This window comes from Caulobacter sp. CCUG 60055 (genome assembly GCF_022750545.1).
GTDB lineage: Bacteria > Pseudomonadota > Alphaproteobacteria > Caulobacterales > Caulobacteraceae > PUIC01.
In genome coordinates this window covers 87,134-111,945 of sequence record NZ_PUIC01000001.1, presented here as the reverse complement: position 1 = coordinate 111,945, position 24,812 = coordinate 87,134, and the positions used below count along the sequence as shown (strand labels likewise).

The following is a 24,812-nucleotide window of genomic DNA, read 5'->3' as shown; positions in this document are numbered from 1 at the left end:
CGAAAGACGCCGACCCAAGCCCGCGAAAGGCCGCGAACGACGGGAACGCCTCAGGCGCGAAGGGCGCGGGCGAGCGCCAGGAAGCCGTCCACGGGAACGGTCTCGGCCCGGACGTTGGCGTCGATCCCCGCCGCCTGGCACAAGGTCTCGCCGCCCAGCGCCTTGAGGCTTGAGCGCAGCATCTTGCGCCTCTGGCCGAAGGCGGCCTGGGTCACGCGCTCCAGGGCCGCCAGTTCGTCGCTGGACGGCGCTTCGGCGCGCGGCGTCAGGGAGACCACCGCCGAGGCCACCTTGGGCGGCGGCGTGAAGGCCCGCGCCGGCAAGTCCATCACCACCGAGGCCTGGCAAGTCGCCTGGGCGATGACGCCGAGGCGGCCATAGGCGCCGGAGCCGACCGGGGCGGCGATGCGGTCGGCCACTTCCTTCTGGAACATCAGCGCCATGGCCTCTGGCCGGAACGGACCGGTCAGCCACTTGATCAGCAGCGGCGTGCCGACATTGTAGGGCAGGTTCGACACCACCCGCGCCGGCAGCCCCGGCGCGTGCTCGGCCAGCAGCGCCGTCTCGTCCACCGCCAAGGCGTCGGCCTCCACCACCGCCAGCCGCCCGGGCGCGGCCTCGGCCAGTTCGCCCAGCAACGGCAGGAAGCGGGCGTCCTTCTCGACGGCCACCACCTGGGCCCCGGCCTCGAGCAGGGCCCGCGTCAGGCCGCCCGGGCCCGGACCGACCTCGATCACCGCCCGCCCCTCCAAGGGGCCGGCCAGCCGCGCGATCTTGCGGGTGACGTTGAGGTCGAGCAGGAAATGCTGGCCGAAGCTCTTCTTGGCCATCAGCCCATGCTCGGCGAGCATGTCGCGCAGCGGCGGCAAGGTCTCCAGCGTCATTGCGCGGCGCGGCGACGGGCGATCTCGCCGGCCATGCGGATGGCGGCGATCATGCTCTCCGGACGCGCCAGCCCGCGGCCGGCGATGTCGAAACCGGCGCCATGGTCCGGCGAGGTGCGCACGATCGGCAGACCGAGGGTGACGTTCACCCCGCCCCAGAAGTCGAGCATCTTCACGGGGATCAGGGCCTGATCGTGATACATGCAGATCACCGCGTCGTAGCGCGCGCGCGCCTCGGCGTGGAACAGGGTGTCGGCGGGCTTAGGGTCGCCGCATTCGACGCCCAGGTCCCTCAACGTCCTCGCCGCCGGCGCGATGATCTCGATCTCCTCGCGGCCCAGGGCGCCGCTTTCGCCGGCGTGCGGATTGAGCCCGGCCATCGCCAGGCGCGGCGCCTCGACGCCGAAATCCCGCCGCAACGCCTCGGCGACCACCAGGCCGACGGCGACGATGGTCTCGGAGCGCAGGCTGGGCGCCACCCGCGACAGCGGCTCATGGACGGTGGCCAGCGCGGTGCGCAGCCCGCCCGCCGTCAGCATCATCACCGGCCCCCTCGCCCCGACATAGGGCGCGGCGGCGGTCAGTTCGGCCAGGAATTCGGTATGGCCGGGGAACTGGAAGCCGGCCTCGTAGAGCGGCGCCTTGGCGATGGGCGCGGTGACCACGCCGCTCACCCGGCCGGAAAGGGACAGGCCGACCGCCGTCTCGATCCAGCGGATCACCGCGCCGGCGTAGGCCGGCGACGGCTTGCCGGCCACCACCGGCGCCTGCAGCGGCGCGTCCAGCACCGGAAGCGCCTCGCGGAACACGCCCGCCGCCTCGTCCGGGCCGGCGACGCGGCGCAGGATCGACGCCCCCGCCGCCGAAGCCGAGGCCAGGCTCTGGAAATCGCCGACCGCCACGAAGGCGGGCCCCTGCTCGCGCAGGGCGTGCCAGGCCTTGACCGTGATCTCCGGGCCGATCCCGGCGGGATCGCCCATGCTCAGCGCCAGGGGCGCGGGCGTGCCGTCAGCGAGTTTCAATAGTGGCCGAGTTGCGCAGGTCGCGCAGATAGCGCTTGGAGATCATCGCCAGCTGCTGGCTGTAGAGCCGGTCCTCGATCTGCTCGCGGCTGGCCACCTGGCCGCCGCTCTGGTGCTTGCCGCAGACGGCGACCAGATGCAGGCCGACCTTGGTGCGGATCGGGTCGCTGACCTGATTGGGCTGCAAGGTCTCCGCCGCCTGGCGGAAGTCCGGCGCGAGGTCCTTGATCTCGGCCTCGCCGAGGTCGCCGGCGACGACGCCCTCGACCTTGGCGGCCTTGGCGTCGATGTCGCCGCAGTTCTTGATCTGCCCCTTCAGCGCCGCGAGCTTGGCCCGCGCCGCCTCGACCTGGGCCTCGGAAGCGTCGGTCGGCAGACTGATCGCGGCCTGCTTCAGCGAGACCAGGGTGGCGCTGGCGCCCGACCGCTTGTCACGCAGGAAGACGATATAGACGCCGTCGCGCACCGGGATGGGCCGCGACAGCTGGCCCGAGCGCATCTGGTCGAGCGCCTCCTGCACTTCGGACGGCATCTCGCCGGCGGTCAGCCAGCCCGCGTCGCCTCCCGAGGCCGCCGTCGGCGAGGCCGAGAACTGCCGGGCCACCGCCGCGAAGGGCGCGCCCTGCTGCAGTTGCGCGACCAGCTGGTTGGCGCCGTTCAGCGCCGCCGCCTCGCCGCCGACCCGCGCCGCGTCGATGAAGATCTCGCCGATCTGATACTGCGCCTTGGTCGCCGAGGCGTTGAGGCGCTGCTGCACGGCCGTGACCTGATCGTCGCCGATGCGCAGGCGCGAACCGTAGCGGCCTTGAATCCAGCGACGCCAGCTGACTTCGGCGCGCAGCTGGTCGCGGAAGGTCTGCGACCCGACCCCCGCCGCCGACAATTGCGCCAACAGCTGCTCGGCGGACATGTTGTTGCCGCGGGCGATCTGAGCGATCTCCTTGTCGATGTCCTTGTCGTTGGCGACGATCTGGAACTTCTGCTCCTTCTCCTGGTGCCGAAGCTCCTGGATCTCCAGATGTTCGTCGACCAGCTGGCGCAACGCCTCGCGTTCGAGCTGCGGCAGGTTCTCCTGCGTCGGCTGCACCCCGGCGGTCACCACCAGGAGCATGATCCGCTGGCGCAGGTCATAGGTCGAGATGATGTCGTCATTGACGACGGCGGCCACCCGCTCGGTGAGGTCGTTGGCGGGCGGCGCGGCGGCGGCGGGCGCGGCGTCCGGCGCCGTTGGCGCGGTCGCGTCCTGCGCCGCAACGGGGCCGGCCGAAGCGGCCGCCAGAATAGAAATCGCCGCAGCCGTCGCCCCCGCGAGGCCGGATACGCTACGCGTCCACATCATCAACGACGCCATTCCCCTAGTGCGACCGCCTCGGCCGTCCGTTTCAGCCCGATCAGCGGTAGTCATAGTTCCTGTATCCTGCATCGCCCAATGTGGCGAGCGTTAGGCGCAGGAGCACCGTGCTGGACGGCCCAAGGGTCGTCGCCACGGCTTCCTCGCGTTGATAGATCACTTCCACCCGCACGCATTCGTCGGTGTACATCACGCCGAAGTCGCTGCGCCGCCAGCGCCAGGACTTGTCGGTGAGGTTGGCGGCCGGATCGTAGCCGTAACGGCCGGCCTGGCCGAAGAACACGCCGCCCCAGTGCTTGGTGACGAAGAACTCGCCGGACATGTCCAGCGTCTCGGACAGCAGGCCCGCGCTGACCGCCTGGGTGATCGGCAGGTTGGTGACGTTGGTGTTCTGCTTCTGGTAGCGGACGAAGCCGTGCAGCTTGCTGATGTTGAAGTTGCCGCCCAGGTCGAGGCGGCGGACCTCGGCGGTGTCGCCGTCGAGACGCGAGTGGGCGAACAGCGAGAGCTGCGCGATCGGCGTGACGTCGGCCGCCACGATCCAGTCTGAAGATGTGCCCCTAAGCCCGCTTGAAACCAGGAAATTCGTATTGCTCTGCGCCCGGAAGCTGCGGCCGATCAGCAGGCGAGCGCTGCGCCCGCCCGACCAGGTCGCCGTGGCGCGGCCGCCGACGTTGAACCGCTGGCCGCCCTCGTAGAGGTCATAGCCCGAGAAGCGGTTGACGTCGAAGAGGTTGGTCTCGTCGAACTGGAAGGACTGGCTGTCCTCGTTCGGGATGTTGTTGTTGCGCTTGACGTTAGGCGACAGGGCGACCTGGGCGATCGGCTCCAGCACGATGGTGGTCGCGCCCTGCTGTTTGATGAACGGCCAGGTGAAGTCGGCGCCGACCACGCTGATGCTGCGGCCGACGCTGCGGTTCACCGTGGTCTTGGTGGCGACGTTGGTGACCTCGTCGACGTTGTAATAGTCGCCGCGCAGGCTGGCGAACGGCTCCACCCGCATGCCGTTGTCGAAGGTGAGCCCCCCGCGCCAATCGACCTGGCCCGAGGCCCGGCGGCTGTTGGTTGTGGGGTTGGCGGTGTCGGTCGCCGCCGGCATCAACACCGCGTCGCGGCTCAGCGCCACCGCGCTGCCCAGGAAGCGCAGCCGGCCCCCGAGGATCTTGGTCTCCGGCTCGTAGTGGGCCTCGATCAGCGGCGCGACCACCGGGAAGGTGTGGTCGTTGTAGGTGTAGGTGCTCAGCTTGTCGCTCGGCCGCAGCCCCTGGAAGCCCAGGGTCGAGATCGACAGGAAGGAGTTGCTGTCCTGGCGGGTGGTGTAGAGCTGCGACAGCAGGCGGTGGTCGTCGGTCGCGTAGGCGCCGCGGTCCTCATAGACCTGGTGGACGCTGTAACGGTCGAAGAAGGTGTAGTCCGTGACGCGCTCGGCCGTGAAGCCCCACGACCACAGCTTGTTGATCTCGAACTTGCCCTTGGCCAGGATGTAGCTGCGCGAGGTGACGTCGCCGATGCGGGTGAAGTTGCCGCCCGGCGTGCCGAACTCAGCTTCGTAGGTGTAGCCGGCGCGCACGTCGATCTCGCCGGAATAGAACCGCTTGCGGTATTCCAGGTTGAGCAGCGGATTGACCTTCATGTTCAGCTGCGGGCTGATGATCAGGTCCTGGGACGGCGAGATCGCCCAGTAATAGGGCTGCTCGTACGAGAAGCCCCGCCGGTTGCTGTAGGGCTGGATCTTCGGCGGCAGGAAGCCCGAGCTGCGGTCGGCCGACGGATCGGGGTGCCAGAACACCGGCGCGTACAGCAGCGGCACGCCGAGCACGCGGATGACCGCGTGGCGGTAGTAGATGACCTGATGCTCGTGGTCCTGAATGATCTTGTCGGCCTGGATCGACCAGCTCGGCTCCTTGGCCTTGCCGTCGGCGGCGCAGATGTCGCAAGGCGTGTAGATGGCCCGGGTCAGTTCGCTGACGTTCTCGTTGCGGCGGATGGCCGTCGCCGAGGCCAGCTTCATGTTCTGGTCCAGCCGCGCCGAGAAGCTGAGCGCCACCCCGGCCCGCATCTGGTCGTCGAGCGTCATCTCCTCGGCGAACTGGGCGGTGCCGTCGGCGTTGATCACCTGCACGTCGCCCTTGGCGGTGATCACGCCGGTGGTCTGGTCGTAGTCCACTTCCTGGGCGCGCAGGGTGCGGCCCTGATAGCGGGCCTCGACGGCGCCCTTGGCCACCACCGTCTGGTTCTTGTCGTCCCGGACGATCTCGTCGGCTTCGAGATAGACGTTGTCATGCCCCAGGCCGTCGTCTCCGACCATGGCCGGAGACGACGCGCGCTTGGGCGCGGCCGGCAGGTGCGACTGCGCCGCCTGGGCCTGGCTCGACAGCAATGCAAGCGTGGCCGCGCCGCCGAGCAGCGCCGCGCGCATCCATCCCGTCCCAGAAGTCTTGTCCGCCCGCAGGCCGTCGCGCATCACTCAATCATCCTCCCTCGCCGGCGCTCCCCGCTGTAGGCGATCAGCCGTCCTCGGTATAGCAGAGCAAGGTGAAACCCGACAAAAGCGCCAGAACAGGCGGCGCCCACGCGGCGGCGAACGGCGCGATGACCTCCGCCTTGCCCAGGGCTCCGCACATCTGGTTGAAGAAGAACAGCACGAAGCCCAGGGCCACGCCCGAGCCCGCCAGCCCCGCCAATCCGCCCAGCCGCATCAGGCGCAGCGAGAACGCCGCCGCCAGGATCGACATGGCCGCGAACAACGGCGCGGTGGCCAGGAGCTGCTGGAACCGCAGCCGGTAGGTGGTCGCCGAGAAGCCCGACTGCTCCATGCGGTCGATCGCCGCCGGCAGGTTCCAGAAGGCGATGGCGTCCGGTTTGACGAATCGCTCGACGGCCGCCCGCCCGGTCAGGGTCGAGGGAATCGCCAGGCTGTCATAGTGCAGCGCCTCGGCGCCGGGAGTGGCTTCCTTGACGCCCTTCAGCTTCCATTCGCCGTGCGACAGCAAGGCCTGGTCGGCCTCGATGCGCCGGGAGAAGTCCAGGACGCCCTGCTTGTTCAAAGTATAGACGAACAGCGACACGCCCTTCAGGCGGACGTCGCCGGCCACGTCGTCGCGCTTGAGCGCGCGGATGACGATCTGGGTGCGGCCGTCGCCCTCGCGCAGCCAGATCTTTTCGTTCGGGGAGCCCTGCAGATAGCCCTGCATGAGGGCGGCGCGGGTCTTGTCGAACTGCTGGGTCAGGGCCGCGGCGACCGGGTTCAGCACCGTCACCGACAGCACGCCGATGACGAAGGCCGCGCCCGCCGCCGGGAAGATGAAGCGCCAGGCCGACACGCCGGCGGCACGCATGGCGATCAGCTCGCTGCGCCGGTTGAGCGCCACGAAGGCGGCCAGGGTTCCGAACAGGAAGGTGAACGGCAGCAGCACCAGGATCACCGCCGGGGCCTGCAGCAGGTCCAGTCCCATGATCTGGAGGAAGTTGACGTCGACCCGGGTGCCGACGCTGCGCGACAGGTCGACGAAACCGATCAGGATGATCACCGACGAGATCACAGCCAGGGCGGCCACGACCGCCAGCAGCGTTCGAGCCAGGACATAGGTCTCGATGCGCTTGAGGCCGGGGATCATGCTTGCGCCGTGTTCAGGGTGCGTCCAGCGGGGATCGCCTGGATCGCGATGAAGCGATTCACCCGCTGGCGGAAGAGCTGCGCCATCGCCCACCAGGTCGCGCCCAGCGGTATGGCGTACTGGATGACGTTGAGCCAGACGTTGTCGTCGCACGCCGCCTGGGCGGCGAAGCCCAGGATGCGCAGGACCGCCGCCGCCGCGCCGATGATCGCCATGCGCCGGCCATAGCCCAGGCGGCTGAAGGCGCCGCCGATCACGGCGGCCAGGGCCAGGGACATGAAGGCGATGTTGTAGAGCGGCGAGGCCAGCCGCGAATGGGCCTCGGCCAGCATCTTCTTGCGGTTCTGCTTTTCCCAGGCCTGCTCGAGATCGGGGAAGAACAGCTCGTGAAGGTAGCGGTCCGAGACCTTGTAGTGGACCAACTGGTCCTTGTTGAGGAAGGAGTTCAGCTCGAAGATGTACTCGTCGAAAGCCAGGTAGTTGAGCACGCCGGTCGACGAGTACTCCTGGTTCGAACCCCGCTGCATGATCAGAACCGGCGCGCCGTTGCGCTTGGCGATCTTGCCGTCGCGGCTGGCCAGGACCTTGGCCCCGCCTTGCGGCCGCTCCTCGTGGATGAACAGGTTATGCAGCAGGCCCTTCTGGTCGATGCTCTGGGCGTAGACGGTCAGCCCCGGGGCCGGCTCGGTGAATTCGCCCTCGCGCACCAGGGTCGAGGCCAGGTCGGTGCTGACCTTGAACAGCTCCTCGCGCATCACCCGCTGGCACCAGGGCTGGACCCACAGGTTGAGGGCCAGGGAGACCAGCGTCGCGCCGATGGCCAGCCGCATGGCCGGGGAGATCACCCGCCAGCGGCTCATGCCGCCGGCGAAGCAGACGACGATCTCCTGCTCGGTGTGCAGACGGTTCAGCGCCACCAGGGCGGCCACGAAGATGGCGATCGGCAGGATCATCGCCAGCAGCTGCGGCATGGCCAGCAGGATGATCTTGATGAACACCATCGCGCTCTGGCGCTGGTCGACGATGATGTCGAGCTGGCCCAGGCTCTGGCTCAGCACCGCCACGGCCGTCAGGGCGACGGTGGCGAACAGCGTCGGGCCAAAGATCTGGCGAAAGAGGTAGGACTCGATCAGGCGCATGAGACGCAGGCGTTCCGGGGCCCCCTTGCGGGGAGGTTGAGCAGCCGTTGCAGGCCCCGGCTGGGCGGGCCATCTTCTACACGTCCTGAATTTGGCGACAACCATTGCGAAGGCCTGCCGGCTTTCATGATGTCGCCATGTCGATTATGCCGCGCCGTACCAATCGGCGCAGGAGAACGAGATGCAGATCAATTTTGTCGCCGGCGAGGCGAAGGCTTCGTCGAAAACCGCTGTTTCGGTTCCGGTTTTCGAAGGCGGAGTTCTGTCTCCGGCGGCCGAGGCGGTCGACCAGGCGACCGGCGGCGGCGTGGCTCGCGCCATCGCCGGCGGACGTTTCACCGGGGCCAAGGGCCAGGTGCTCGACCTCGTCGCGCCGACGGGCCTCGACGTCCAGCGCGTGATTCTCGTCGGGGTCGGCGACAAGGACGCCTTCGACGCCCAGGGCGCGGAAACCTTCGGCGCCGATTCCTTCCAGGCCGCCAAGGGGTCCGGCGCCGAGGTCCTGCGGATCAGCCTCCCCGCCGCCCCCGCCGAGTTCCCGCCGCGCGCCGCCTTCGGCGCCCGCCTGGCCGCCTACCGCTTCGACAAGTACCGCACCACTGAAAAGCCCGAGAAGAAGCCGTCCGTCGTCGCGGTCGAGATCGCCGCCCATGACCCGGCCGCCGCGAGCGCCGCGTTCGCCCCCCTGTCGGCCCTGGCCGACGCGGTGCTGTTCGCCCGCGGCCTCGTCTCCGAACCCGCCAACATCCTGCATCCCGAGGAGTTCGCCCGGCGGGTCAAGGCGCTGGAGAGCCTCGGCCTCGAGGTCGAGATTCTCGGCGAGGCCGAGATGACCAAGCTCGGCATGGGCGCCCTGCTCGGCGTCGGCCAGGGCAGCCGCCGCGAAAGCCAGCTCGCCGTGGTCCAGTGGAAGGGCGCGGCCGATCCCAAGGCCCCGCCCGTCGCCTTCGTCGGCAAGGGCGTGTGCTTCGACACCGGCGGCATCAGCCTCAAGCCCGCCGACGGCATGGAGGACATGAAGTGGGACATGGGCGGCGCCGCCGCCGTGGCCGGCGTCATGCACGCCCTGGCCGGCCGCAAGGCCAAGGTCAACGCCGTCGGCGTGCTGGGCCTGGTCGAGAACATGCCCGACGGGAACGCCCAGCGCCCCGGCGACGTCGTCACCTCGATGTCGGGCCAGACCATCGAGGTCATCAACACCGACGCCGAGGGCCGGCTCGTGCTCGCCGACGCGCTCTGGTACTGCCAGGACCGCTTCAAGCCCCGGTTCATGATCGACCTCGCCACCCTCACCGGCGCGATCATCATCTCGCTCGGCAACGACTACGCCGGCCTGTTCAGCAACGACGACGACCTGTCGGAGAACCTGCTGGCCGCCTCCAAGGCGACGGGCGAGCCGCTGTGGCGCCTGCCCCTGCCCGCCCAGTACGAGAAGCAGATCGAGAGCATGATCGCCGACATGAAGAACATCGGCGGGCGCGCCGGCGGCTCGATCACCGCCGGGCTGTTCCTGCAGAAGTTCGCCAACGGCCTGCCCTGGGCTCACCTCGACATCGCCTCGACCGCCTGGAAGAAGCCGTCGACGGCCTCGTCGATCCCGGAAGGCGCCACGGGCTTCGGCGTGCGGCTGCTGAACCAGCTCGTCGCCGACAAGTACGAGGACTGAGATGGCCGGTCCCTGCGAGGTCTGGTTCTACCACCTGGAGCGCACGGCGCTCGACCAGGCCTTGCCGGAACTGCTGGAGAAGACGCTCGCGCGCGGCTGGAAGGCCGTCGTGCGGGCGCGCGGCCAGGACCGTCTCGACCACCTGGACGGCTGGCTGTGGAGCTGGCGCGACGACGCCTTCCTGGCCCACGGCCTGGCGGGCGAGCCCCAGGCCGGCCGCCAGCCGATCCTGCTCACCCTCGATCAGGACAACGCCAACGGCGCCGAGGCGCTTTTTCTGATCGACGGCGCGGAACCGGGCTCGCTCGAAGGCTTTCAACGTTGCATCCTGCTGTTCGACGGCCGCGACGAGAGCGCGCTCGCCGGGGCGCGGGAGCGTTGGCGCGCGTTCAAGGGCGCGGGCCACGCCGTCAGCTATTGGAAGCAAGGCGCCGAGCGCGGCTGGGAGAAACAGGCATGAGACCGTTCTGGCTGGCCGTCGCGGCCGCAACCACGATCACGGCCTGCAGCACGCCGCCGCCGCCGGTCGAGCCTCAGCGCCCTGCGCCGCCGCCCGCTCCCGCGCCGCCGCCGGTCGCGCCCGCCCCGGTCGCCGACCAGTGCGGATCGGCCGCGCTGAAGTATCTGATCGGCCGGCCCAAGACCGACATCCCGGTGCCGACCGACCCGTCCAAGCGGCGGGTGCTGTGCTCCAGCTGCCCGGCCACGATGGACTATCGGCCCGACCGCCTGAACATCGTCTACGACACCCAGACGGGGATCATCAAAGAGGTGAAGTGCGGCTGACCCCGCGCGCCTAGAGCGGCTCTTCGATCAGGCCCTGCACGAACGGCGCGATCCATGAGTTGCGCGCCCGGCGCAGCCGCTCGGCGTGGAAGATGTGCGCCAGGTCGGCATAGGCGCGGTCGAAATCGTCGTTGATGACGACGTAGTCGAACTTCTCCCACTGGGCGACCTCGTCCTTGGCGCGGCTGAGACGCATGCGGATCACCGACTCGCTGTCCTGGGACCGCGCGTGGAGCCTGCGGCTCATCTCGCCGATCGACGGCGGCATGACGTAGACTTTCACCGCGTCTTCAGGCGCATAGGCCGAAATCTTCATCGCCCCCTGGAAGTCGATGTCGAACAGCACGCTGTCGCCGCGCTCCAGCGCCGCCATGATCGGGGCCTTGGGGCTGCCATAGCGGTTGCCGTAGACCTCGGCCCATTCCAGGAAGGCGTCGTTCTCGATCATGTCGTCGAACGAGAGCCGGTCGACGAAGTGATAGTCCCGCCCGTCGTGCTCGCCCGGACGCGGCTGGCGCGTGGTCGCCGAGATCGACAGGTGCAGGTCGGCATGGTCGGCGATCAGTCGGCGGGTCAGCGAGGTCTTGCCGACGCCGGAGGGGCTGACGACCATCATCATCAGGCCCCGGCGCGGCAGGTGGGGATCATTCGACATTCTGCACCTGTTCGCGAAGCTGCTCGATCACCGCCTTGAGCTCCAGCCCGGTGGCGGTCAGGGCGGCGGTGGCCGATTTCGAGCAGAGGGTGTTGGCCTCGCGCATGAATTCCTGCGCCAGGAAATCGAACTTGCGTCCGACCGCGCCGTCCGTGGCGATCAGCGTCCGCGCCGCGCCGACGTGGCCCGCCAGCCGGTCCAGCTCCTCGCGCACGTCCGCCTTCACCGCCAGCATGGCGGCCTCCTGCACGATGCGATCCTCCAGGCCGGCCATGTCGCCGGTCAGTTCCGACATGCGCTTGACCAGCCGCTCCTTCAAGGCCGCCGGCTGCGCCGCCGCCTCGCCCTCGGCCCCGGCCACCAGCGCGCCGATGCGGTCGACCAGTCCGGTCAGCACCGGCGACAGGCTGGCGCCCTCGTCCCGGCGAGCGGCGCGCAGGCCGTCCAGCGCCCGGGCGATCGAGGCCGCCATGGCCGCCTCGATCCCGGCCTTGGCTTCGGCGTCGTCGGTCTCGTCGGCGGTCTCGACCACGCCTCGCAGGGCCAAGAGGCCGTCGGCGGCCGGCGGCGCGGCGCGGCCGGCCTCGACCAGCGGCGCCAGCAACGCCAGATAGCGTTCGACCTGATCGAGATTGACCCGCACCGCGCCGGCCGTCTCGGCCCTGCGGGCCTGCAGGCCGATGGTGATCTGCCCGCGCTGGAACCGGGCCTGGGCGCCCTCGCGGGCGGCGCGCTCGAGCGCGTCGAAGCCCGGCGGCCCGCGGAAACGGGCCTCGAGATTGCGGCCGTTGACCGAACGGGCCTCCACGGCCCAGGTCCAGGCGCCCTCGCCCCCCTCTTCCCGGGCGAACCCGGTCATGCCCGACAAGGCCATGGTCAGTGCTCCCGCGCCTGCTCGATCCGCCGCCAGCGGGCCACGTTGCGGGCGTGCTCGTCCAGCGTGCCCGAAAAGGCGTGGCCGCCGGTGCCGTCGGCGACGAAATAGAGGTCGGCGGTCTTGGCCGGATCGAGCACGGCCGCCAGCGAGGCGCGCCCCGGATTGGCGATCGGCGTCGGCGGCAGGCCGACGATCACATAGGTGTTGTAGGGCGTGTCCGACTGCAGCTCCGACTGGCGGATGCCGCGGCCCAGGGGCCGCCCACGGGTCAGGCCGTAGATGATGGTCGGGTCGGACTGCAGCTTCATGCCCTGGCGCAGCCGGTTGATGAACACCGCCGCGATGCGCGGGCGCTCGTCCGGCTTGGCCGTCTCCTTCTCGACGATCGAGGCCATGACCACGGCCTGCTCGGGGTGCTCGAAAGGCAGGCCGGGCTGGCGCTGGGCCCAGAGCTGTTCGAGCAGGGCGTCGCGATCGTTCATCATGCGCTGGAGCACCGCCGCGCGGTCCTCGCCGCGCTGGACCTCGTAGGTTTCGGGCAGGATGGCGCCCTCGGGCGGCACCGGCGCCGAGCCGGTCAGGACGTCTTCCTTCATCAGCACGTCGACGGCCATCTCCGAGGTCATGCCCTCGGGAATGGTGACGAAGTGGCGGACGACCCGGCCGTGGCGGATATTGTCGATCACCGTCGCCATCGAGGCGCGGGACGGGAACTCGTATTCGCCGGCCTTGAGCCGCTTGGCCGCGCCGCTGATCTGGGCGGCGACCAGGAACACGGCCGACGAGCCGATCACGTGCTCGCTGCGCAGGGTCTGGGCGATCTCGGTGATGCCGCCGCCCTGCCGCAGCAGGACGGTGGTGCTGTCGCCCTCGCGCGCGGCCGGCCCCGGGCCGAACCAGCTCCACAGCCCCCAGAGGGCCGCCACGGCGACGATGACGGCCAGGGTGGCCGCCGCGCTGCCGCCCATGATGGCGAGACGCTTGCGAAGGGGAAGCGCCGCCTTCCGCTTCGCTTTGGCCGGCGGTCGCTTCCGGGGGGTCACGGCGCCTTCTTGAGCACGAGCGAGGCGTTGGTGCCGCCGAAGCCGAAGCTGTTCGACATGGCGATGTCGATCTTCATCGGCTTGGCCTTGTGGGGCACGAGGTCCATCGCCGTCTCGACCGAGGGGTTGTCGAGATTGATCGTCGGCGGCGCGACCTGGTCGCGCAGGGCCAGGGCGACGAACGCCGCCTCGACCGCGCCGGCGGCGCCGAGCAGGTGGCCGATGGCCCCCTTGGTCGAGGACATGGTCGCCTTCGACGCGGCCTCGCCCAACAGGCGCTCGACCGCCCCCAGCTCGATGCCGTCGGCCATGGTCGAGGTGCCGTGGGCGTTGATGTAGTCCACCTGGTCCGGCGACAGCTTGGCGTCGGCCAGCGCCGCCTTCATGGCGCGATAGCCGCCGTCGCCGTCCTCGGCCGGCGCGGTGATGTGGTAGGCGTCGCCGGACAGGCCGTAGCCGACCACCTCGGCGTAGATCTTGGCCCCCCGCGCCTTGGCGTGTTCGTACTCCTCAAGCACGACCACGCCCGCGCCCTCGCCCATCACGAAGCCGTCGCGATCCCTGTCATAGGGGCGCGAGGCCTTTTCGGGCGTGTCGTTGAAGGCTGTGGCCACGGCGCGGCAGGCGATGAAGCCGGCGATGCCGACCTGGCAGACCGAGGCTTCGGCCCCGCCGGCGACCATCACGTCGGCGTCGCCGTACTTGATCAGGCGCGTGGCGTCGCCGATGGCGTGCGCGCCGGTGGCGCAGGCCGTCACCACCGCGTGGTTCGGCCCCTTGAAGCCGTAGCGGATCGACACCTGGCCGGACGCCAGGTTGACCAGCGCCGACGGGATGAAGAACGGATTGACCCGGCGCGGGCCCTTCTCGTGCAGCTCGATGGCGGTCTTGGCGATGGTGTCGAGGCCGCCGATGCCCGAGCCGATGATGACGCCCGTGCGCTCGCGCTCGTGCTCGTCCTCGGGGGTCCAGCCGGCGTCCTTCACGGCCTCGTCGGCGGCGGCCATGGCGTAGAGGATGAAGTCGTCCACCCGGCGCTGGTCGCGGGGGGCCATGGTCAGGTCGGGGTTGAAGGAGGCCGGATCGTCGGGCGAGCCGCCGCCGCGTCCGTCGACGCGCGGGACCTCGCAGGCCACCTTGCAGGCGTAGTCGGTCGGGTCGAAAGCCGTGATGCGGCCGGCGCCGGACTTGCCTTCCAGCAAGGCCTTCCACGTATGATCCTTGCCCCAGCCGAGCGGGGTGATCATGCCAATTCCGGTGATGACGACACGACGCATGACGTAAAATACTCCTCCCGACCTAGGCCGAAACGCAAGACGCCGCGCCCGCGGTGGCCCGCGCGGCGCGGCGTTGAGTCCTGGCGATACGCAGACGCTTACGCGCCGGTGCGCTCGCTGATGAACTTCACGGCGTCGCCGACCGTTTGGATGTGCTCGGCGGCGTCGTCCGGAATCTCGATGTCGAACTCTTCTTCGAACGCCATGACCAGCTCGACGTTGTCGAGGCTGTCGGCGCCGAGGTCGTCGATGAAGGAGGCCTTTTCGGTGACCTTCTCCGGATCGGCGTCGAGGTGCTCGATCACGATCTTACGGACGCGTTCGAGGATATCGGACATACACAAAAATCCCTTGCTGGTGAGGTCCGCGGCGGGAGGAACTGTGAAAGCTTCGCCGAGGCGCGGTTTCGAAAAACCTTGTTGGACAGCCCGTCTCTTTCGAAGGATCGCCGAGGTTCCCTTTTCGCCTAGCACGTTCCTTTTGGCGCGACTAGCGGGGAGGCGATCCGAGGCGGGCCACGGAAATCAGATCATCGCCATGCCGCCGTTGACGTGCAAGGTCTGACCGGTGACGTAGGCGGCTTCGTCCGAGGCCAGATAGACGCAAGCCGCTGCAATATCAGAGCCTTCGCCCAGTTTTCCGGCCGGGATCGTCCGCAGGATCTGCTCCTTCTGCTGGTCGTTCAGGGCGTCGGTCATCGGGCTGGCGATGAAGCCGGGCGCGATGCAATTCACGGTGACGTTACGACTGGCGACTTCCTGGGCGAGGGCTTTCGAGAAGCCGATCATGCCGGCCTTGGACGCGGCGTAGTTGCTCTGCCCCGGGTTTCCCGTGACCCCGACCACCGAGGTGATGCCGATGATTCGACCATGGCGGCGCTTCATCATCCCCTTGAGGGCGGCCCGGCTCAGGCGGAAATAGCCTTCGAGATTGACCTTGATGACCGTCTCCCAGTCCTCGTCCTTCATGCGCAGCAGCAGGCCGTCGCGGGTGACGCCGGCGTTGGCGACCAGGATGTCGACGGGCGCGCCCGCCGCCTGCTCCGCCGCGCCGATCAGGCCGTCGACGGCGGCGGGGTCCGACAGGTTGGCGACGACGGACGAGACGCGCCCGCCCAGTTCGCCGGCCAGGGCTTCGAGGGCGGCCTCGCGGGTGCCCGACAGCACCACATGGGCGCCCTGGGCGTGCAGGGAACGGGCGATGGCGCCGCCGATGCCGCCGGTGGCGCCGGTGACCAGCGCCGTCTTGCCGGAAAGATCGAACATGTGAGCGGTCCTCTTTAGAGAGACTTGGCGAAGGCTTCGAGGTCGGCCGGCGCGTTCAGCGGCGTGGCCTCGGCCTCGGCGGCGATGCGCTTGACCATGCCCGACAGCACCTTGCCGGCGCCGGCTTCGGCGAAGCGGGTCACGCCGCCCTCGCCCGCCAGCCATTCCATGCTCTCGCGCCAGCGCACCCGGCCCGTCACCTGCTCGACCAGCAGCCGACGGATGGTTTCGGGATCGTGCGTCGGCCGCGCCGTGACGTTGGCCACCAGCGGCGCGCGCGGGGCGAGGATCGCGGTCTCGGCCAGGGCCTTGGCCATCTCGTCGGCGGCCGGCTGCATCAGCGGGCAATGGAACGGCGCCGAGACGTTCAGCGGAATGGCGCGCGCGCCCAGCTCCTTGGCCTTCTCGACGGCGCGGTCGACCGCCGCCTTGGCGCCGGAGATCACCACATTGCCCTGGTTGTTGTCGTTGGCCACGACGCAGACGCCGACCTCGGCGCCGGCCCTTGCGGCCTCTTCGGCCAGGGCGACGTCGGTCCTGGGGCCGATCAGGGAGGCCATCGCCCCCTCGCCCACCGGCACGGCCCGCTGCATGGCCTGGCCGCGCAGTTTGAGCAGGCGCGCGGTGTCCGACAGGCTGATCGCGCCCGCCGCCGCCAGGGCGGAATATTCGCCGAGGCTGTGGCCGGCGACGAAGGCGGCCCGCTCGATCCCGACGCCGAATTCGGCCTCCAGGGTGCGGATCACCGCCAGGCTGACCGCCATCAGGGCCGGCTGGGCGTTCTCGGTCAGGGTCAGGTCGGCCTCGGGGCCGTCGCGCATCAGGACGGACAGCTTCTGCTTCAGCGCCTCGTCGACCTCCTCGAACACCGCGCGCGCCGGCGCGAAGGCTTCGGCCAGGCTGGCGCCCATGCCGACGGCCTGGCTGCCCTGGCCGGGGAAGATGAAAGCGAAGCTCATGGCAAGCTCTCCGCTGAAGACGAATCCGGGCGGCAGGGTTAGGGGAAAGCTCGCCGCCGGGCAACCTTGGCGAAAACAGCGGCCTCGGAGGCTCTTGCCATGGCGCGCGGCCGGTCGGACATTCACCGCCGTCGTTCCCGTCGCGGCCGTTCGCAGCGAAACGACGGAGGAGATCGCCATGAGGATCGTTTCAGCCGCCGTCGCCCTTGCGGCCGCCCTGCCCGCCGTCGCGCTGGCGGCCCTGCCCGTCGGCGCCCCCGCTCCCAGCTTCACCGCCAAGGCCGCCCTGGCCGGCAAGGACTTCAACTTCACGCTCGACGAGGCGCTGAAGAAGGGGCCCGTGGTGCTCTATTTCTTCCCCGCCGCCTTCACCTCGGGCTGCACGCTGGAGGCCCACGAGTTCGCCGAGGCCACCGCCGAGTTCAACAAGCTGGGCGCGACGGTCATCGGGGTGACGGCCGGCAACATCGACCGCATCAGCGAGTTCTCGGTCAGCGAATGCCGCAACAAGTTCGCGGTGGCGGCCGATCCGGACCTGAGCATCGCCAAGCACTACGACTCGACCCTGGCCCTGCGGCCGGGCTGGTCGAACCGCACGTCCTACGTGGTCACGCCCGACCACAAGATCGCCTACGCCTACAGCGACCTGAAGCCCGACAACCACGTCAAGAACACCCTCGACGCGGTGAAGGCCTGGAAGACGGCGCACGGCAAATAGGCGGAACCGGTCGATGACGCCGCAGGACCAGCTCGACGGCTTCATCGACCAGTTCAGTCCGCGGGTCGCGGCCCAGGCCCGGGCCGTGCTCGACAGGATGCGCGCGCGCCTGCCCGGCGCGACGCAGCTGGTCTATGACAACTACAACGCCCTGGCGATCGCCTTCGCCGCCGGGCCGAAGCTCGCCGACGTCGTCTTCTCGATCGCCGTCTATCCGCGCTGGGTCAGCCTGTTCTTCGCCGGGGGCGTCGCGCTGGACGATCCCCTGGGCCTGCTGAAAGGCGCCGGCTCGAAGGTGCGCCACATCGTGCTGGAGACGCCCGAGACGCTGGACGAGCCCGGCGTGCGGACGCTGATCGATCAGGCGCTGGCCGCCCGCGCCATCCCCGCGGCCCCGCCGGAGACGCCGGCCCTGGTCATCAAGTCGGTTTCGGCCAGACGGCGGCCGAGACGGCCGGGCCTCACCAGCGGCGCTTGACCAGCTTGAGCATGACCCGGTCGTCGTCCGGGACGTTGGGCTGCTGCCTGACGCTGAAACTGACCTCGGTCGGCAGGGTGAACGGGCGCATCAGGCTGACCCCGACGGTGGTGTCGCCGGCCGCGCCGGCCGCGAACGACAGGGCGCCGACGTCCTGGCCGTCGACGGTCAGGGCCGAGCGCACGCCGGCGGCGGTGGTCATGACGCCGTTGATCGGCCGCCGGGCGCTCACATCCATCGACAGGTTGACGAAGTTGGCGCGCGGCAGGACGCCGAAGCCGAACTTCTGCGACATGGCCGAGCGGAAAAGGGTCGCCCCCTCGCTCCACGACGCGCCGACCTCGACCGTCCTTTTCAGATCGCGGCCATAGGTGGTCCGGTCGGCGAGATTGAGCCGCAGGCCATAGACCGGCAGGGCGTTGACCCCGTCGGCGGCGACACGGGCGGTCAGCAGGGCGTCGCCCTCGCCGGCGCGGATGTCGAACGGCAGTTCGGCCGAATAGGCCGACAGCCGGCCGTCGGCCGACGACACGGCCAGGGCCGGCGGGCGGGTAAGCGAGATGTCGGCCAGAGCCGGCGACCACGCGAAGGCCGCCGCGATGACCACGAGGTTGCGCGACATCCGCGCGGCCTGCCACATCAGAGGTTACGACTTGCTTTTCATCGCCCGGTCGAGGGCCGCGCAGTCGGTCTTCTTGCACAGGCGCGACTTCATCTCCGCCTCGATCGCGGGCTGGATGTCGCGCACCATGTTCGGCATCTGCGCCATCATCGACGGCATCTTGTCGACGACGGCGCGGCCGGTCGGGCCTTCATAGAAGGCGACCAGCCCGCGCAGTTCCTCGACCGAGAAGGTCCGGGCGATCAGGTCGCCGAACCGGTCGCCAAGGGCCGGACCGACCGCGACGACGCTCTCCTTCACGGAGTCGACGATAGCCTGACGCTGGGCCGCGTCCAGATCGGGATGCTCCTTGGCTTGCTGCTCGACGAGCATCGGCGCCAGGGCGCCCGCCATGTCGGTCAGAATCCGGTCCATATGCACGGCGGCCTCGTAGCGCCTGGCCAGGGCCAGGGCCTCGGGCGAGGCCTGGACGTCGGCCGCGAAGGCCGGCCCCGCGGCCAGTCCCATCGCCAGCGCCGCGCCGGCCAGAGCAGAAGGTTTCATCCGCATTTCCTGCGATCCCAATTCCCGCGCCGGTCAGGCGCCCGTCCACGACTCCCCAGGCTTCGCCGGTCCCACCCCACATGGCAAGGGGGAGAAACCTTGCGCTCGCCGCCGTTTTCCCGTATTAGCGCGCCCTTTCAAGGAAAGCGGTCTCACGCGGGACGCTGTCTTCTCGTTTCGGGCAAAGCCGCCCGGACGCCGCGTCAGAGCCATCGCTCGCCCCGGACCTTCCGCCGGAGCGCGCGCCGCCTTCCACAACGGAAGAAGGATCATATGGCCCTTTACGAACACGTGGTCATCATGCGGCAGGACATCTCGCCGCAACAGGCCGAAGCTCTGAACGAGCAACTCAAGACCCTGATCGAAGAAGGCGGCGGTCACATCGCCAAGATCGAATACTGGGGTCTGCGCAACCTGACCTACCGGATCAAGAAGAACCGCAAGGGTCACTATTCCCTGCTCGCCATCGACGCCCCGGCCCCGGCCGTGAAGGAGATGGAGCGCCAGCTGTCGATCAACGAAGACGTGCTGCGCTACATGACCGTCCGCGTCGAAGAGCTCGACCTGGAACTGTCGCCGATCCTGGCGCGCCGCGACCGCGACCGTGAGGATCGTGGTCCGCGCGAAGACCGCGGCCCCCGCGAAGATCGCGGTCCGCGCGAAGATCGCCCGCGTCGCGAATTCGACGAAGCCCAGGCGTAAGGAGAGCAACCGATGACCGATACGACTGCTCCCGCCGCCGCTCCGGCCGCGGCCGCCGGCGGCGCCCGCCGCCCGTTCTTCCGTCGCCGCAAGGTGTGCCCGTTCTCGGGCGCCAACGCGCCGAAGATCGACTACAAGGACGTCAAGCTCCTGCAGCGCTACGTTTCCGAGCGCGGCAAGATCGTGCCGTCGCGCATCACGGCTGTCTCGGCCAAGAAGCAACGCGAACTGGCCAAGGCCATCAAGCGCGCCCGCTTCCTCGCCCTGCTCCCCTACGTCGTGAAGTAAGAGGGGAACCGACCGATGAAAGTCATTCTGCTCGAACGCGTCGAGCGCCTGGGCGCCCTGGGCGACGTGGTCAACGTGAAGGACGGGTTCGCCCGTAACTTCCTGCTGCCCCGCTCCAAGGCCCTGCGCGCCACCAGCGCCAACCTCAAGGTCTTCGACGCCCAGCGCGCCGAGATCGAAACCCGCAACGCCAAGGCTCGCGCCGGCGCCGAAAAGGCCGGCGAGAACCTCGACGGCGCGACCTACGTCATGATCCGCCAGGCCGGCGAGAGCGGCCAGCTCTACGGTTCGGTCACCGGCCGCGACGTCGCCGACGCCGTGAACGCCGAAGGCGGCAAGATCGAGCGGTCGATGGTCGTGCTCGACAAGCCGATCAAGACCCTGGGCGTGCACCCGGTGAAGGTGAAGCTGCACTCGGAAGTCAGCGTCACCGTCAACATCAACATCGCCCGCTCGTCGGACGAAGCCGAACGCCAGGCGCGCGGCGAGAACGTCATCGCCTCGCAGTTCGAGGAAGACGCGGCGTTCGCGGCGGAAGCCGCGGCCGACCTGCTCGAAGGCGGCGCCGGCCAGCACGAGGTCGAAGGCGACTACGCCTGATAAGACTTTCGTAGAACTGCCCAAGAAGGCGGCGCGGGCCATGCCCGCGCCGCTTTTTCTTTAATCAATCGTAGACTTTCTGCGGTTCCCAATAGCCCCAGCACAGCCCATCAACTTCTTCAGGGTTCAGACAGGCCGCCCGCCAACCCGCGCAGACGGGGCGTCGGCTCAATAGCTGGGGATAGTTCATGCAACATCGTATCGTCTTGCTCGCCGCCGCTTCGGCCGGCGCCTTGCTCAGTTCCGTCGCCGCCCACGCCCAGACCGCCCCGGCCCCCGCCCAGGGGCAGCCGGCCGTCGCCGTCGAAGAGATCGTCGTCACCGGCACCCGCACCGCCGGCCGCTCGCGCCTCGACACCCTGGCGCCGGTGGACGTGGTCAACACCAAGGCGCTGCAGCAGCGCGGCTCGACCGAGCTGGCCGCCGCCCTCGCCGCCACCGTGCCGTCGATCGACTTCCCGCGCCCGGCCGTCACCGACGGCACGGACTCCATCCGTCCCGCCACGCTGCGCGGCCAGGGGCCGGACCAGACCCTGGTCCTGGTCAACGGCGCCCGGCGGCACGCCTCGGCCCTGGTCAACCTCAACGGCTCGGTCGGGCGCGGCTCGGCCGCCGTCGACCTGAACGCCATTCCCTCGACGGCTATCGACCGCATCGAGGTGCTGCGCGACGGCGCGGCCGCCCAGTACGGCTCCGACGCCATCGCCGGCGTCATCAACCTGCGCCTGCGCGAGGCCAGCTCGGGCGGCGGCGCCTCGGTGACCTACGGCCAGCACGTGACCACCGTCGACACGCCCTGGGCCGGCCGCGAGCGCGACATCAACGACGGCGCCACCGTCACCGTCGGCGCCTGGCAAGGGCTCAAGCTCGGCTCCGACGGCTTCCTGACCGTGTCGGCCGAGTACCGAAAGCAGGACTACACCAACCGCAGCGACATCGATCCGCGCGAAGCCACGCCCCGGGTCACCGGTCGGTTCGGCGACCCCGACGTCGAGGACGCCTCGGTCTATCTGAACGCCGGCAAGCCGCTGGCCGGCGGCTGGGAAGCCTATGGCTGGGCCGGCTACCAGCATCGCGACGCCTCGGCGGCGGCGACCTTCCGTCAGGCCGCCAACCCGACCCAGAACGTGCCGGCGATCTATCCGAACGGCTTCCTGCCGCTGATCACCACGGCGGTCGACGACTATTCCGTCGCCGGCGGCCTGCGCGGCGAATGGAACGGCTTCAAGATCGACACCAACCTGGTCTACGGCCGCGACGAACTGGACTACGGCGTCGAGCATTCCCTGAACGCCTCGCTCGGCGCGTCGTCGCCGACCAGCTTCGACGCCGGCGGCCTCGCCTACGACCAGCTGGTGTTCAGCGTCGATGTCGCCAAGCCCTACGACGTCGGGCTGGCCGGGCCCTTGAACGTGGCGTTCGGCCTGCAGGCGCGGCGCGAGAGCTACGAGGTCAAGGCCGGCGAGCCGAACTCCTACATCCGCGGCGCCTTCACTACGGCCCAGCCCGGCTCGCAGTCCTTCCCCGGCTTCCAGCCGAGCAACGTCGTCGACAAGGACCGCAACAACATCGGGGTCTATCTCGACCTCGAAGGCGAGGTGTTCAAGAACTTCACCGCCTCGGCCGCCGTCCGCTACGAGAACTATTCGGACTTCGGCTCCAACACGAGCGGCAAGCTGTCGGGCCGCTACGACTTCACGCCGAACCTCGCCCTGCGCGGCACCGTCTCGACCGGTTTCCGCGCCCCCAGCCTGCAACAGCAGTACTTCACCGCCACCTCGACCGTGTTCATCAACCAGACGGTCGGCGGCGTGACGGTGGCGGTGCCCTACGAGACCGGGACCTTCCCGTCGGTCAGCGCGGTGGGGACGGCGCTGGGCGGCAAGCCGCTGGAGGCCGAGACCTCGACCAACTATTCGCTGGGTTTCGTCTACCACAAGGGTCCGTTCGAGCTGACCGTCGACGCCTACAAGATCGACGTCGACAACCGCATCGTGCTGTCCGAGAACATCACCGGCAGCCCGGCCGCCGCGCCCGGCACCACGCCGCGCATCATCGCCGACCTGCTGGCGCCCTACAGCGTCACCGCCGCCCGCTTCTTCATGAACGGGGTCAACACCGAAACCACCGGCGTCGACATCGTCGCCCGCTATCACATCGCCGACGACCAGGCCGGCAACTTCGACCTGACGGCGGCCGCCAACGTCAACAACCTCGACGTCACCAAGGTGCCGACCAACTCGGTGATCTCGGGCCTTCCGGTCCCGCCGGTGCTGTTCGGCCGCCAGAACGTCCTGCGTTTCGAGGAGGGCACGCCGCAGGACAAGGTCCTGCTGCAGGGCGACTGGAACAAGGGGCCGTGGGGCGCGACGCTGAAGACCACCTTCTACGGCAACGTGCTCTCTCCCGGATCGGCCGCGGACGGCAGCGGCGACAGCCACACCGGCCGCGCCTCGATCGTCGACCTCGAAGGCCGCTACGAGATCGTCCACGGGCTGCGGCTGGCTGTCGGCGCCGACAACCTGTTCGACCAGTATCCTCTGAACGTCCCGGCCAACCTCAACACCAGCGGGCTGGCCCCGTTCAGCTCGTTCTCGCCCTTCGGCTTCAACGGGCGGTTCGTCTACACCCGCCTGACCTACAACTGGTGAGCCCGGTTCCAGGGTGACAAGACGGGGCGGCTCGGCTATCCGGGCCGCTCTTTTCGCTTTCATCCCGCCAATCGTCCACAGGCCGCCGCGAAGTTGTGGACGACGTGAAACCGTCGCATGGCGGGCGGGATCGGTTTGGCTATCGTTAAGACATGTCCCTGGTGCCCGCGCTTGATCTGAGACCTGTCGAGGGCGACATCGCCGTCAACCAGGCTCCCTCCAACATCGAAGCCGAACAGGCTCTGCTCGGCGCGATCCTGTTCGACAACGCCGCCTACGAGCGCCTGTCCGACCAGCTCCAGGCCCGCCACTTCTACGAGCCCTTCCACAGCCGCCTGTTCTCGGCTCTGGAGGAATACATCCGCAAGGGCCAGTTGGCCGAACCCATCGTGCTGATGGAGCGGTTCAAGCGCGACCCGGCGTTCGAGGAGCTGGGGGGGCTGCGCTATCTGGCCGACCTGGTCGACCGGGCCCCGCCGGCCGCCAACGCCGCCGAATACGGCCGGGTGGTCTACGACCTGGCCATGCGGCGCGAGTTGATCCGCATCGGCGGCGAGATCGCCAACACCGCCCACACCGACGCCGAGCGCAACGCCCGCGACCAGATCGAGGGCGCCGAACAGCAGCTCTACGCCCTGGCCGAAAGCGGCGCGCCCTCGACGGGCTTCGTCAGCTTCTCCGACGCCCTGCGCGGCGCCGTCGAGATGACCGCCGAGGCCTACAGCCGCGACGGCGGCCTGGCCGGGGTCTCCACCGGCCTGATCGACCTCGACCAGAAGATCGGCGGCCTGCACCCGTCGGACCTGATCATCCTCGCCGGCCGCCCGTCGATGGGTAAGACGGCGCTGGCCACCAACATCGCCTTCAGCGTGGCCAAGAGCTACGCCTGGGAGCCCCAGCCGGACGGGTCGAAGAAGACGGTCAACGGCGGCGTGGTCGCCTTCTATTCCTTGGAAATGTCGTCCGAACAGCTGGCCCTGCGTCTGCTGGCCGACGCCTCGGGCGTGTCCGGCGACCGGCTGCGCAAGGGCGAGATCGACTCGCACGAGTTCGGCCGGGTCCGCGACGCGGCGATGGAGATCCAGGACGCGCCGCTCTACATCGACGCCACCGGCGGCCTGTCCATCGCCAAGCTGACCGCCCGCGCCCGTCGCCTCAAACGTCAGGTCGGCCTCGACCTGATCATCGTCGACTACCTGCAGCTCGTCACCGGCTCGGACCTGGGCGCCAACGCCAACCGCGTGCAGGAGGTCAGCCAGATCACCATGGGCCTCAAGGCCCTGGCCAAGGAGCTGAGCGTCCCGGTCATCGCCCTGTCGCAGCTGTCGCGTCAGGTCGAGCAGCGCGACGACAAGCGGCCGCAGCTTTCCGACCTGCGTGAATCCGGCTCGATCGAGCAGGACGCCGACATGGTCTGGTTCGTCTATCGCGAAAGCTACTATCTCGGCCGCGCCGAGCCGCGCGAGGGCACGCCCGAGCACCTGACCTGGCAGGAGGACCTCGACCGGGTGCAGAACCTGGCCGAAGTGATCATCGCCAAGCAGCGTCACGGTCCGATCGGCACGGTGAAGCTGTCGTTCAACTCCGACACCACCAAGTTCGGCAACCTGGCCCGCGACGGCCGTTACGACGTCCGGTGACGGCGATGGCGCGCAAGCCGCTTCCCCCG

The 24,812-nt window shown here is 69.3% G+C and carries 25 protein-coding genes; 10 read left to right on the top strand and 15 right to left on the bottom strand.

The window, feature by feature from the left end; translation table 11 throughout:
• Nucleotides 1-50: 50 nt before the first annotated feature.
• The 6 genes from rsmA to lptF are packed head-to-tail and all read right to left on the bottom strand — an operon-like array spanning nt 51 to nt 8,013.
• Nucleotides 51-884 (bottom strand): 16S rRNA (adenine(1518)-N(6)/adenine(1519)-N(6))-dimethyltransferase RsmA, encoded by an 834-nt coding sequence (gene rsmA, locus C5708_RS00465; RefSeq protein WP_242916665.1) that lies wholly within the window; start codon nt 882-884, stop codon nt 51-53.
• Nucleotides 881-1,906, bottom strand: a complete 1,026-nt coding sequence (gene pdxA / locus C5708_RS00460) for a 4-hydroxythreonine-4-phosphate dehydrogenase PdxA (RefSeq protein WP_278253683.1) — start codon at nt 1,904-1,906, stop codon at nt 881-883. The genes rsmA and pdxA overlap by 4 nt, the downstream gene beginning before the upstream one ends.
• Nucleotides 1,893-3,245: a peptidylprolyl isomerase gene (locus C5708_RS00455; protein WP_242916663.1), complete on the bottom strand. Its 1,353-nt coding sequence runs from the start codon at nt 3,243-3,245 to the stop codon at nt 1,893-1,895. Before C5708_RS00455 ends, pdxA begins: the two co-directional genes overlap by 14 nt.
• A 52-nt stretch (nt 3,246-3,297) precedes the next feature.
• On the bottom strand, nt 3,298-5,721 hold the full coding sequence (locus C5708_RS00450) for an LPS-assembly protein LptD (protein ID WP_242916661.1): 2,424 nt from the start codon (nt 5,719-5,721) through the stop codon (nt 3,298-3,300).
• A gap of 43 nt (nt 5,722-5,764) precedes the next feature.
• The gene (gene lptG / locus C5708_RS00445; RefSeq protein ID WP_242916659.1) at nt 5,765-6,874 is read right to left on the bottom strand and encodes an LPS export ABC transporter permease LptG; all 1,110 of its coding nucleotides are present in this window, start codon (nt 6,872-6,874) and stop codon (nt 5,765-5,767) included.
• Nucleotides 6,871-8,013 carry an LPS export ABC transporter permease LptF gene (lptF, locus tag C5708_RS00440; RefSeq protein WP_242916657.1) on the bottom strand — a complete coding sequence of 381 codons (1,143 nt, stop codon included), beginning with the start codon at nt 8,011-8,013 and terminating at the stop codon, nt 6,871-6,873. Before lptF ends, lptG begins: the two co-directional genes overlap by 4 nt.
• Nucleotides 8,014-8,194: 181 nt before the next feature.
• On the opposite strand from lptF, the gene C5708_RS00435 reads away from it, so the two are divergent.
• Genes C5708_RS00435 through C5708_RS00425 form a run of 3 tightly spaced genes read left to right on the top strand, consistent with a single transcriptional unit; the run spans nt 8,195 to nt 10,465 of the window.
• Nucleotides 8,195-9,679, top strand: a complete 1,485-nt coding sequence (locus tag C5708_RS00435) for a leucyl aminopeptidase (protein WP_242916655.1) — start codon at nt 8,195-8,197, stop codon at nt 9,677-9,679.
• Nucleotide 9,680: 1 nt separating this feature from the next.
• Nucleotides 9,681-10,139 carry a DNA polymerase III subunit chi gene (locus tag C5708_RS00430; protein ID WP_242916653.1) on the top strand — a complete coding sequence of 153 codons (459 nt, stop codon included), beginning with the start codon at nt 9,681-9,683 and terminating at the stop codon, nt 10,137-10,139.
• Entirely contained in the window at nt 10,136-10,465 is a 330-nt protein-coding gene (locus C5708_RS00425; RefSeq protein WP_242916651.1) for a proteinase inhibitor i78, read from the top strand. The genes C5708_RS00430 and C5708_RS00425 overlap by 4 nt, the downstream gene beginning before the upstream one ends.
• A 10-nt stretch (nt 10,466-10,475) precedes the next feature.
• Here the strand turns inward: C5708_RS00425 and gmk are convergent, their stop codons facing one another.
• From gmk to fabD, 7 genes are all read right to left on the bottom strand, one after another.
• Nucleotides 10,476-11,120, bottom strand: coding sequence for a guanylate kinase (gmk, locus tag C5708_RS00420; protein WP_242916649.1), 645 nt, complete (start codon nt 11,118-11,120; stop codon nt 10,476-10,478).
• Nucleotides 11,110-11,994 (bottom strand): YicC/YloC family endoribonuclease, encoded by an 885-nt coding sequence (locus C5708_RS00415; protein ID WP_242916647.1) that lies wholly within the window; start codon nt 11,992-11,994, stop codon nt 11,110-11,112. The genes gmk and C5708_RS00415 overlap by 11 nt, the downstream gene beginning before the upstream one ends.
• A gap of 2 nt (nt 11,995-11,996) precedes the next feature.
• Complete coding sequence (gene mltG, locus C5708_RS00410; protein WP_242916645.1) at nt 11,997-12,965, bottom strand: endolytic transglycosylase MltG; 969 nt, start codon at nt 12,963-12,965, stop codon at nt 11,997-11,999.
• Between the two features lie 71 nt (nt 12,966-13,036).
• Complete coding sequence (fabF, locus tag C5708_RS00405; protein WP_242916643.1) at nt 13,037-14,317, bottom strand: beta-ketoacyl-ACP synthase II; 1,281 nt, start codon at nt 14,315-14,317, stop codon at nt 13,037-13,039.
• Between the two features lie 98 nt (nt 14,318-14,415).
• Nucleotides 14,416-14,655 carry an acyl carrier protein gene (locus C5708_RS00400; protein WP_242916641.1) on the bottom strand — a complete coding sequence of 80 codons (240 nt, stop codon included), beginning with the start codon at nt 14,653-14,655 and terminating at the stop codon, nt 14,416-14,418.
• A gap of 186 nt (nt 14,656-14,841) precedes the next feature.
• Nucleotides 14,842-15,582: a 3-oxoacyl-[acyl-carrier-protein] reductase gene (gene fabG / locus C5708_RS00395; protein WP_242916640.1), complete on the bottom strand. Its 741-nt coding sequence runs from the start codon at nt 15,580-15,582 to the stop codon at nt 14,842-14,844.
• 14 nt (nt 15,583-15,596) lie between these two features.
• Nucleotides 15,597-16,541, bottom strand: a complete 945-nt coding sequence (gene fabD, locus C5708_RS00390; RefSeq protein ID WP_242916638.1) for an ACP S-malonyltransferase — start codon at nt 16,539-16,541, stop codon at nt 15,597-15,599.
• A gap of 178 nt (nt 16,542-16,719) precedes the next feature.
• On the opposite strand from fabD, the gene C5708_RS00385 reads away from it, so the two are divergent.
• Together C5708_RS00385 and C5708_RS00380 are read left to right on the top strand one after the other, a co-directional pair.
• A complete protein-coding gene (locus C5708_RS00385) occupies nt 16,720-17,259 on the top strand; it encodes a peroxiredoxin (protein WP_242916636.1) in 540 nt (179 codons plus the stop codon).
• Between the two features lie 13 nt (nt 17,260-17,272).
• The gene (locus tag C5708_RS00380) at nt 17,273-17,737 is read left to right on the top strand and encodes a DUF1801 domain-containing protein (RefSeq protein WP_242916634.1); all 465 of its coding nucleotides are present in this window, start codon (nt 17,273-17,275) and stop codon (nt 17,735-17,737) included.
• Here C5708_RS00380 and C5708_RS00375 read toward each other — a convergent pair.
• Nucleotides 17,721-18,359, bottom strand: coding sequence for a hypothetical protein (locus C5708_RS00375; protein ID WP_242916632.1), 639 nt, complete (start codon nt 18,357-18,359; stop codon nt 17,721-17,723). The two genes, C5708_RS00380 and C5708_RS00375, sit on opposite strands and share 17 nt — an antisense overlap.
• Before the next feature lie 24 nt (nt 18,360-18,383).
• Complete coding sequence (locus C5708_RS00370) at nt 18,384-18,902, bottom strand: DUF2059 domain-containing protein (protein WP_242916630.1); 519 nt, start codon at nt 18,900-18,902, stop codon at nt 18,384-18,386.
• A 273-nt stretch (nt 18,903-19,175) separates the two neighbouring features.
• On the opposite strand from C5708_RS00370, the gene rpsF reads away from it, so the two are divergent.
• From rpsF to C5708_RS00345, 5 genes are all read left to right on the top strand, one after another.
• Complete coding sequence (gene rpsF, locus C5708_RS00365) at nt 19,176-19,604, top strand: 30S ribosomal protein S6 (protein WP_242916628.1); 429 nt, start codon at nt 19,176-19,178, stop codon at nt 19,602-19,604.
• A gap of 12 nt (nt 19,605-19,616) precedes the next feature.
• A complete protein-coding gene (gene rpsR, locus C5708_RS00360; RefSeq protein ID WP_242916626.1) occupies nt 19,617-19,892 on the top strand; it encodes a 30S ribosomal protein S18 in 276 nt (91 codons plus the stop codon).
• Nucleotides 19,893-19,907: 15 nt separating this feature from the next.
• On the top strand, nt 19,908-20,492 hold the full coding sequence (gene rplI / locus C5708_RS00355) for a 50S ribosomal protein L9 (RefSeq protein WP_242916624.1): 585 nt from the start codon (nt 19,908-19,910) through the stop codon (nt 20,490-20,492).
• A 188-nt stretch (nt 20,493-20,680) separates the two neighbouring features.
• Nucleotides 20,681-23,143 (top strand): TonB-dependent receptor, encoded by a 2,463-nt coding sequence (locus C5708_RS00350; protein ID WP_242916622.1) that lies wholly within the window; start codon nt 20,681-20,683, stop codon nt 23,141-23,143.
• Nucleotides 23,144-23,295: 152 nt separating this feature from the next.
• On the top strand, nt 23,296-24,783 hold the full coding sequence (locus tag C5708_RS00345; RefSeq protein ID WP_242916620.1) for a replicative DNA helicase: 1,488 nt from the start codon (nt 23,296-23,298) through the stop codon (nt 24,781-24,783).
• Nucleotides 24,784-24,812 lie beyond the last annotated feature (29 nt).